The following is an 8,200-nucleotide window of genomic DNA, read 5'->3' on the forward strand; positions in this document are numbered from 1 at the left end:
GCGCAATGTTCAAGGACGCCTTCGCCGACAAGCCGGCTCCTACAGGTCCGCGGCAGCCACGGACCAACGCCCTGCGCAAAACATTGTAGGAGCTGGCTTGCCAGCGAAGGGGCCCGAACGGTCAATGCAGTACTTAAGGTCGCCTTCTGGAAGGTCACTGATCTTGCAGCTCGCTCATCTGCATCTGCGCCTTGAGAAACCCCATCAACTCGGCCGCGGCCGGCGACAGGCTGTGGCCCTTGCGGCACAGGATGCCGATCTGGCGTTCCACCCTGGGCTCCGCCAAGGGTAAAAATACAAGCTGCTCGTTGCCCTGGGGAAACGCCAGGGACGGCAGCGTGGTGATGCCGATGCCCTGCTCGAGCATCGCGATCAGGGAAATCATGTTGGAGACGAACAGCAGGCTGCTGTCGAGCAAGCCCTCCGCCTCCGTGCCCGCCAGCAGGCGCGAGGTGCCGTTGCGTACCAGCGGATAGGCTTGCAGGCTGGACCAGTGCAGCGCCCCGCCGTTGGCCACCAGCGGATGATCATGCCGGCAGACCACCCCGACGCGGTCGCTGAGGATCGGCACGAACTCGATGTTGTCATCCGCCACCCATACGCTGCTGATGGCGAAGTCCACCTGCCCCTGGACCAATAGCTGCTGCACGCTGTCGGCGTTGCCGTCCTGGATGCTGATCTGCATTTTCGGATGCTCGCTGACAAACCGTGCGAGCAGGTGCGGCAGCAAGCGGCTGGCCACCGATGGCACCGTGGCGATGCTCACCTGACCGATTTCGTGCCGCGCCAACAGGCTGACTTCCCTGGCGATGCGATCGTGATGGGCGAGCAAATCCTGGAACAGCGGCAAACAGTGGGCGCCAAACGGCGTCAGCTCGGTTTTCCCGCCCTTTTCGAACAGCGGCTGACCGAGTTTCTGCTCCAGCTCGCGCACCGCCAACGACAACGCCGGTTGCGTGCGATACGCCTGCCTGGCCGCGCCGTGGAAGCTTTTCAGCTGGGCGACCAGGACGAAATAACGCAGTTGAGTGATCTTCAGCTCGGGCAACACGGTTAGTTTTCCTTATCATTTCATATTTATTATTAATTTTTATTTGCAGAGTAATACTCTCAAGATGGGACCAACGCAATCGGAGGTTCCCATGGCACTGCAACCCTGCAAAAACTACATTGGCGGCAACTGGTGCGAAGGCCCGGATCTAATCGCCAACCACAGCCCTTCGGACGTCGAAGACCTGATCGGGCACTACCATCAGGCCAGCGCCGAACAGACCCTGGACGCCATCGCGGCCGCCTGTGACGCCCAGCCGCAATGGGCGGCCAGCGGCCTGGAACAGCGCCAGCAAATCCTCATGGCCATCGGCAACGAGCTGATCGCGCGCAAGGACGAACTCGGCGAACTGCTCTCACGCGAAGAAGGCAAGCCACTGGCCGAAGGCATTGGCGAAGTCCATCGCAGCGCGCAATTCTTCCACTACTACGCCGCCGAAGTGTTGCGCCAGATGGGCGAGACGGCTGCCTCGGTTCGCCCGGGAATCGACATCGAAGTTCATCGCGAACCAGTGGGCGTGGTCGGCATCATCACCCCGTGGAACTTCCCCATGGCCACCGCCGCGTGGAAGATCGCCCCGGCCCTGGCCTTCGGTAACGCCGTGGTGTTCAAGCCGGCCAACCTGGTGCCTGCCAGCGCCTGGGCGCTGACCGAAATCATCAGCCGCCAGCCCCTGCCCGCAGGCACCTTCAACCTGGTGATGGGCAGCGGCAGCGTGGTCGGCGAAAGCCTGATCCAGTCGGCCGATATCGATGCGCTGACGTTCACCGGCTCGCTGCAGACCGGCCGCCGCGTCGCGGTCGCCACCGCCGGCAACCTGGTGCGCTGCCAGCTGGAGATGGGCAGCAAGAACGCCCTGGTGGTGCTCGACGATGCCGCCCTCGACATCGCCGTGGAATGCGCACTGAACGGTGCCTTCTTCGGTACCGGGCAAAAATGCACCGCCTCATCGCGCCTGATCGTCTGCGACGGCATCCATGACCGTTTTGTCGAGGCATTGGTCGCGCGCATGCGCCAGTTGAAGGTCGGCCATGCCCTTGAAAAAGGTGTGCAGATCGGCCCGGTCGCCGAGGCCCGCCAACTGGAACAGAACCTTCATTACCTGAACCTGGCCAAGGAAGACGGCGCCACCCTGGTCGAAGGCGGCGAGTTGCTCGCCCTGGAACCGGCCGGGCACTACATGCGCCCCGCGCTGTTCATCAATACCACCAACCAGATGCGCATCAACCGCGAAGAAGTGTTCGGGCCGATTGCCTGCGTGATCCGCGTGAGCGACTTCGAGCAAGCCCTGGCGGTGTTGAACGACACCGAATACGGCCTGACCGCCGGGATCATCACCCAGTCGCTGCGTCATGCCAGTGACTTCAAGCGCCGCGCCCGTACCGGGTGCGTGATGGTCAACCTGCCCACCGCCGGCACCGATTACCACGTGCCGTTCGGCGGCCGCAAAGCCTCCAGCTTCGGCCCGCGCGAGCAAGGGCAATACGCCCGCGAGTTCTACACCGTGGTCAAGACCACCTACGTGCGACCTTGAACGGGAGATCACCATGCACGACTTATTGATGATCGATGGCCTGCAGTACTCCAACTGGAACGAAGAGATCTTCCGCCAGATGCAGGCCGGCGGCCTGAGCGCGGTCCACGCCACCATCGCCTATCACGAAAACGCCCGGGAAACCCTGTCGCGCATCGGCGAATGGAACCGCCGTTTCGAAACCTGGCCCGAGCTGATCCGTCCGGTGCGCGAGGCCTCGGACATTCGCCTGGCGCATCAGGAAGGCCGCGTCGGGATTTTCTTCGGCTTCCAGAACTGCTCGCCCATCGAAGACGACATCAGCCTGGTCGAGGTCTTCCGTCAGCTCGGCGTGTTGATCATGCAGCTGACCTATAACAACCAGAGCCTGCTGGCCAGCGGCTGTTATGAAACCGAAGACAACGGCATCAGCCGCTTCGGCCGCCAGGTCATCCGCGAGATGAACCGCGTCGGCATGCTCATCGACATGTCCCACAGCGCCGAACGCAGCACCCTGGAAGCCATCGAACTGTCGAGCCGGCCGGTGATCGTCTCCCACGCCAACCCGTCGAGCTTCCATGCCGCTAAGCGCAACAAGTCCAACGCCGTGCTGCGGGGGATTGCCGAATCCGGCGGCCTGCTCGGTTTCAGCACCTACCCGTTCCACCTCAAGGGTGCGTCGGGCTGCAGCCTGGAATCGTTCTGCGACATGGTCGCAAGCACGGCCGAACTGATGGGCGTGGAGCACATCGGCATCGGCACCGACCTGTGCCAGCAACAACCCCTGCAAGTGCTCGAATGGATGCGCAACGGGCGCTGGAGCAAGGACAAGGACTACGGCGAAGGCTCGAAGGACAACGCCCACTGGCCGTCACCGCTGCAATGGTTCCGCGACAGTCGGGATTTTCCGGTCATCGCCCAAGGCCTGCGCGACCGTGGCTTCGCCGAGGACGAGGTACGCAACATCATGGGACTCAACTGGTTGCGCCTGCTGGAAAACGCGACCACCGCGCAAAACTGACCCCGATCCAAACCGTGAGGACCGCATGAAAAATAACAACAATAACCTCCCGTTCATCTCCCCGACCGGCGATGCACAGCCCTTGGCGCGTATTTTGGAGGCATCATGAAAACCACAACCGCACTGCAAGCTGACGGCCAGGCGCCGGCAGCCACGACGCCGAAAAAAGACATCGACTGGCCGCTGTTCCTGATCAGTGGCGGGTTCCTTGGCGCCTTCCTGATCGCCGCGCTGGTCGACATCGAGGGTGTGTCGCTGCTGGTCAACACGCTGTTCGCCTGGTCGACGAAATTCTTCGGCCTGTACTGGCAGGTCCTGATGCTGGCGACCTTTGCCATGAGCCTGTTCATCTGCTTCAGCAAGTGCGGGCGCGTCAGGCTCGGCGGCGTTGATCAGCGTCCCGACACCAGCACCTTCAACTGGATCGCGGTGATCATGTGCGCCCTGCTCGCCGGTGGCGGTGCCTTCTGGGCGGCGGCGGAACCGATGATGCACTTCGCCAGCCCGCCACCGCTGTTCGCCGGGGTGCAAGCGCACACCGAGGCCGCCGGGCACGCTGCGCTCGCGCAATCATTCGTGCACTGGGGCTTCCTGGCCTGGGCGGTATTGGGCAGCCTGCTGGCCATCGTGTTGATGCACCTGCACTACGACAAGGGTTTGCCCCTGGCACCACGCACCCTGCTCTATCCACTGTTCGGCGAGCGCGCGATCAAGGGGCCGATCGGCACCCTGGCCGACGCCACCTCGATCATCGCCGTGGTCGCCGGCACCATCGGCCCGATCGGCTTCCTTGGCCTGCAGATCAGCAGCGCGTTGCACTCGGTGTGGGGCATTCCCAATGACCTGGTGGTGCAGTCGATCACTATCGTGCTGGTCACGGTGATGTACACCATCTCCTGCCTGGTCGGGCTCGAGGGCATCCGCTTCGTCAGCGGGATCAACGTCTGGCTGATGATCGGCCTGGCGGTGTTCATGGTGCTGCTGGGGCCCACCGCGTTCATCCTCGGCGGATTCCCCACGGCCTTTGCCCTGCACATCGAACAGTTCATCCCGATGACCCTGTTCCGTGCCGATCCGAAATGGCTGGACTGGTGGACGGTGTTCTACTGGGGCTGGTTCATCGGTTACGCGCCGATGGTGGCGCTGTATGTGGCGAAAATTTCCCGGGGCCGGACCATCCGCGAAGTGATCATGACCCTGTCGATCATCGCCCCGCTGGTGACCATGTTCTGGTTCACCATTGTCGGCGGCGCCGGCATCGGCATGGAATTGCAAACCCCGGGCATCGTCACCGCCCACGGCGCGCAACCGGAAGACCTGCTGTTGGGCGTGACCCAGAACCTGCCATGGGGTGGGTTGATCTCGGCGCTGTTCCTGTTCCTGAGCTTTATTTCGGTAGCGACCAATGGCGACGCCATGGCCTTCACCGTGGCAATGGCCATGTCCGCAAACGACAAGCCCAAGGCATGGCTGCGCGCCTTCTGGGCGATCGGCATGGGCCTGGCCGCCGTGGTGCTGATCACCATCGGCTCGGGCGGGGTCACCGCGCTGCAATCCTTTATCGTGATTACCGCTGTACCGGTTTCGCTGCTGATCCTGCCGTCGCTCTGGGATGCCCTGCGCATCGCCCGGCAGATGGCGCGCGAACAGGCAGTCTGATGATGAACAGTCCAGGAATCGCAATGATGTCGCACACCGACACAGACACCTCTTCGGCCTTGCGCCCTGCCGCCCGGGTCATGGACCTGGAACGGCTGGGCAGTCACTTCCAGAGCCGCCTGAGTTTCGTGCGCAGCAGCATGCGCAAAATGATGAACGAGCAATGGCGTATCGAGCGCACCCGCTTCGATCTCGACGCCGAGGGTTTCGGCACCGCGATCTACCGGATCGACACTGCCAGTGCCCATTATCACTGCGTGATTTTCTCGATGTACCTGCCGCCGGAAAAGCGTAGTGACCGGGTCATCGCCGATCAATGGGACGTCAGCTTCGTTTTGCTGGCCGGCGATGTCGACGAGCAGCAACTGGCCGACTTGCGGGGCAACGTGCCGTTGCAGGAAGCCGGGCGTTTCGATGCGCGGGTGCTGGTGCTGTCACGGGCCAACCGCAGCCTGCGCAACTTCGAGCGTTTCCTCGGGGCGCTGGCCGAAGGTTGCCAGCCGGACCCACGGCAACTGGCCGAAGTCGGCTACCTGTATCGCACCACCGCCGTGTACGGTAACGGCAAGTTCGGCATCGCCGACTTCAGCTGCCTGCAGGGCAATGCCGACTTCACCCAACCGTTCAGCGCGCAGATGTTCACCGTGTACCTGCTGCGACATTTCAGCATCGAGCAGATCGAGCACATGGCCCGGGCGCGAAATCCGCAACGGGCGGTCGGGCTGGACATCGAACTGCAGCGCTACCTGGGGGTCGGCAACTCCACGGGGTTGGGCATGGCGCCCTTCCTGATCAATCACCCGCAACTGGTCGACAAATGGGTCTGTGCCCGGGAAACCGCACTGGCGCGGGTTTTGGCACAACCGGCCGACCTGCCCCGGGTGCAGCGTTTCCAGGCGCTGTTGCAGCGGGCTCGCCAGCACCTGCAACAGACCAGCACCGAGGACCAACGGCAAAGTGGCATCGACCGGCAGACCCTGGCCGACCTCGATCAATTGAGCCCATGGTTCGCCGCTCAACCCGTCAGCGCCGACCTGTGGTCTCGCCTGCAGGATTGGGCCGAGCTGAACACCGGCTTGGGTTGCCAGGAATTGCTGGTCAGCCTGCTGCTGGAGCTGTACCCCGAACAGGTCGACCCGCTGGCCGAACAGATGTCGGTCAACGAGGGCTTTCGCCTGAACGCCGAGATGCCGCTGGACGCGCTGTGCACCCTGATCGAGACCCGCTACCGCTGGGCCCTCGACTACGACCTGAAAGGGGCCGAGGCCAATCACTTCTTCTGGTATCGCTCGGCGGAAAAGGAAGAACCGCGCCTGGGGGAACGCGCCCTGGAACCTGGCGCGGAAAAGGAAATGCAGCTGGGCATCGCCCACAACATCCAGCGGTGTCACCGCGCCTTGCTGGCTTACCGCGAACAGCATCCGCAGCAATTGACCGCGCACTTCCTGCTCGCACAGCCGTCGTTCAAAGGCACCGTGTGCCGGTTGCAGGGCATGGCCCGCTGCGCCTTCGGGGAAATTCGCGCCAACCTGATGGACCGCAACATGCTGCCGATCCACCTGCTGCGCTGCAAGCTGGCGTTCTTCGGCGCCGGCAAGTTTGACCCCAAGTCCAGCCGCTGGGTGCGCATCACCTTGTTCCAGGGGGCGCCGCTGGTCAGTGAGATCGGCCAGCCGTTCGCCGATGACTGGAATTTCGCGGTGATGCCGACACTGGCCACCGTTGCCGGAGAACACTGATATGCGCGTCTCGCTCAATGAAATCCAGGTGATCTGCCGCAAGGCCTTCGAAGGCATCGGCTTCGCCGCCGGTGACTGCGACGACGCCGCCGAGATGATCGCCCGCCTGCAACTGCAAGGCCTCGATGGCATCGGTGCGTTGAAAAAGGCCCTGGCGTACCTGCACGACGAAGTCGATCGGCCCATCGACACCTGCTACGAAGACGCCGCGCAGCTGACCCTCGATGCCCACGGCCAGAGTGTCCTGCGCTGCGCCGCCCAGGCGGTCGAACTGGGTGTCGGCAAGGCCTTGCGTGGCGGCAGTGCGCTGATCCGCATCCGCCATTGCCATAACCGCATTCTGCTGCTCGGTTACCTGGCGCGCTGCGCGGCCGAGGCGCTGAATTTTTGCGTGTACTGGCGCGATGCACGCCAGGAACTGGTCGCCACGTTCAGCGCCGGGCAAACCTGCCCGACCCTGCGGATGTATGACCTGCCGCAACCGGCGCAGAGCGACGAGCAAAGCATCAATGTGCTGATCTCCCGGCACTTCATGCTGCTGCCGCGACTGAGTGCCGAGGATGCCGTGCCTACCGTTCACCCGCAGCCTGCCGGGGAGCTGATGGTCGACGACGAGGTCTGGGCCCAGCTGAAGAAACTTGGCGAGCGGGTGCTGGTGGAAAGCACCGAGGAATCCCGTCGGCGCGGTGCCGGCGAAAGCAGCGATGGCCAATAAAACCTTGCAACGCATCAGGAATCAATCAATGAAACACGCGATCAAGACCGACCTTTTCGCCTCGCGCGCACCACTGGAATGGGCGGTGGTCGGCAACGGCACGCTGTACACCGCACAAATCCCCATCGACCGCGAGGGCCAGGTGGTCAGCGGGGGCATCGAGGCGCAAACCCGGCAGACCCTGGACAATCTGCGCCACACCCTGCAGGCCGCCGGCAGCACGCTCGACGCGGTTACGCAGGTGCTGATCTACGTCACGGATCGCAGTTACCTGGCGACGGTGAACGGGATCTACGCCGAGTATTTCCAGGCGCCCTACCCCAACCGCGCCGCCATCGTCGTGGCGGGGTTGGCGCGGGAGGAAATGCTGGTGGAGCTGGTGGTATACGCCTGCCTTGACCTGCCGGCGAAGACGGCCTGACAAACGCCCCGGTCTCAAGCGAACGCATTCCCCTGTAGGAGCTGCCGAAGGCTGCGATCTTTTGATTTTCAAGATCAAAAG

Annotated in this window: 7 protein-coding genes; 6 read left to right on the forward strand and 1 reads right to left on the reverse strand. The window is 63.2% G+C overall.

The features are described 5' to 3' along the window. Positions 1–154: 154 nt before the first annotated feature. The gene (locus tag SOP95_RS31060) at positions 155–1,051 is read right to left on the reverse strand and encodes a LysR family transcriptional regulator (RefSeq protein ID WP_323609464.1); all 897 of its coding nucleotides are present in this window, start codon (positions 1,049–1,051) and stop codon (positions 155–157) included. A gap of 91 nt (positions 1,052–1,142) precedes the next feature. Here SOP95_RS31060 and SOP95_RS31065 point away from each other — a divergent pair, with 91 nt between their 5' ends. From SOP95_RS31065 to SOP95_RS31090, 6 genes are all read left to right on the forward strand, one after another. Further along, the gene (locus SOP95_RS31065; protein ID WP_323609465.1) at positions 1,143–2,585 is read left to right on the forward strand and encodes an aldehyde dehydrogenase family protein; all 1,443 of its coding nucleotides are present in this window, start codon (positions 1,143–1,145) and stop codon (positions 2,583–2,585) included. A gap of 13 nt (positions 2,586–2,598) precedes the next feature. Beyond that, entirely contained in the window at positions 2,599–3,585 is a 987-nt protein-coding gene (locus SOP95_RS31070) for a dipeptidase (protein ID WP_274077945.1), read from the forward strand. Between the two features lie 105 nt (positions 3,586–3,690). Further along, on the forward strand, positions 3,691–5,244 hold the full coding sequence (locus tag SOP95_RS31075) for a BCCT family transporter (protein WP_274077944.1): 1,554 nt from the start codon (positions 3,691–3,693) through the stop codon (positions 5,242–5,244). Positions 5,245–5,267: 23 nt separating this feature from the next. Next, entirely contained in the window at positions 5,268–6,983 is a 1,716-nt protein-coding gene (locus SOP95_RS31080) for a hypothetical protein (protein WP_323609466.1), read from the forward strand. A 1-nt stretch (position 6,984) separates the two neighbouring features. Next, a complete protein-coding gene (locus tag SOP95_RS31085; protein WP_274077942.1) occupies positions 6,985–7,698 on the forward strand; it encodes a DUF3726 domain-containing protein in 714 nt (237 codons plus the stop codon). A gap of 28 nt (positions 7,699–7,726) precedes the next feature. Further along, positions 7,727–8,119, forward strand: coding sequence for a RidA family protein (locus SOP95_RS31090; RefSeq protein WP_323609467.1), 393 nt, complete (start codon positions 7,727–7,729; stop codon positions 8,117–8,119). Positions 8,120–8,200: the final 81 nt, after the last annotated feature.

This window comes from Pseudomonas sp. YuFO8 (assembly GCF_035065025.1).
In the GTDB taxonomy this organism is placed as follows: domain Bacteria; phylum Pseudomonadota; class Gammaproteobacteria; order Pseudomonadales; family Pseudomonadaceae; genus Aquipseudomonas; species Aquipseudomonas putida_AE.

Excerpts from the sequence above, each read along its gene's own strand:
- SOP95_RS31075 (WP_274077944.1), top strand. The coding sequence starts at position 3,691 with ATGAAAACCACAACCGCACTGCAAGCTGACGGCCAGGCGCCGGCAGCC.
- SOP95_RS31065 (WP_323609465.1), top strand. The coding sequence starts at position 1,143 with ATGGCACTGCAACCCTGCAAAAACTACATTGGCGGCAACTGGTGCGAA.
- SOP95_RS31080 (WP_323609466.1), top strand. The coding sequence starts at position 5,268 with ATGATGTCGCACACCGACACAGACACCTCTTCGGCCTTGCGCCCTGCC.
- SOP95_RS31085 (WP_274077942.1), top strand. The coding sequence starts at position 6,985 with ATGCGCGTCTCGCTCAATGAAATCCAGGTGATCTGCCGCAAGGCCTTC.
- SOP95_RS31090 (WP_323609467.1), top strand. The coding sequence starts at position 7,727 with ATGAAACACGCGATCAAGACCGACCTTTTCGCCTCGCGCGCACCACTG.
- SOP95_RS31070 (WP_274077945.1), top strand. The coding sequence starts at position 2,599 with ATGCACGACTTATTGATGATCGATGGCCTGCAGTACTCCAACTGGAAC.